Here is a 1,280-nt window from a genome sequence, read left to right on the forward strand (position 1 = left end):
CCTAATCTAGCAATTGCCCAGACATAACGCTTTAAATCTTTTTCTAAATAAGGGTTTTTCAATTTTTGAGTCTTTCCTTCTAAAGATACTATTTGATACTCTAAACATTTTAATTCGTTTTCTGAAAAACAACAACTCGATTCTATTTCCTCTTCTGGGCAATTATAGGCTATTTGCATTAGAAAAAGTTTTACAATGGTCTCCATCATCAGCAATGAAAGCTTACGGATTGATTTGGCATAAGTTAATTCACTTGCTTCTATATTAAAACCTTCTTTTTTTAAAATTCTAAAAACCTCTTCTATTATCCATCTACAAGTATACCAAGTAATGCAGTTCAAAGCAGTTTCTAAATTCTCAACATCTATAGTTGTCAATAATCTCCAGCAAATTGGATTTTCAACAACTGTGTTTATTTCTTTGGCCTCGATAATTGTTAGTGTAATATTATCTGGAGCTGTTTTAGAACTTAAATCGTTTTTGTTTATGCTCACTTGAGAGTAACGAACCTCTAAAGTGGCTTCTCGTTTTTTTATGTTTTTTCTTTTATCACCCTCCAATAGTATTGAATAGGTTCCTTTGGATGGTTGATTGGAGATATAATCAAAAAGTTTTGTCTTATCTGACAGGGTTCTATTGGCTCTTGCACGAACTAATAGATGCGTCTTTTGATCTGGAACAATCCCAAATTGCTCATAAATATCACCTTCTCTATCCTGAATGATTATAATTTCTTTTGCTTTACTTAATGCTTTTTTTGAGTTTAGAGAAGATTCTATCCATTTATAAGATTCCTTTTCTTCTATTGGAAGCATATTGTAATTGCGCTGCGTTTTGGTTAACTTCTCTAAGGGTCTATTCCAAATTTTTACATCTGAAAAACCATAAGGCACTAGCGTTTGAGCATCTAAAACAAAACTAGGGTGAAGTAAAAATCCAATACCTCCTTTTGCAGCATTAGTAGCACCTATGTAATTATCCTTTTTTACTCTATTTTTATGATTATATAAATTAACTTCCGTAGTGTCTTGAATACACAAAACAACTTTATTTGTGCAAGAAGAAACACAGTTAGCAGTCATATTGCGCACAATATCAGCTTCAGAAACATTGTCATTTTGCAAAAACCGATAAAATGATTTTGCCTCAGAATCACTTTGAGTAATTTGACGAATAGAATGAACACTATTCTTAAATAATTTATCTAAAATTATATTACCTCTCTTTAATAAACGTAAATCCTTTATATCACTTAATTGCCTATCCTTCACTTTTTTTTT

Annotated in this window: 1 protein-coding gene; it reads right to left on the bottom strand. The window is 31.0% G+C overall.

What is annotated here, in order from left to right; all coding sequences use genetic code 11:
* On the bottom strand, window positions 1–1,280 hold a 1,280-nt coding region (locus ACZIX2_RS14210; protein WP_463340754.1), incomplete at both ends, for an IS4 family transposase.

The organism is Flavobacterium riviphilum, from assembly GCF_055231795.1.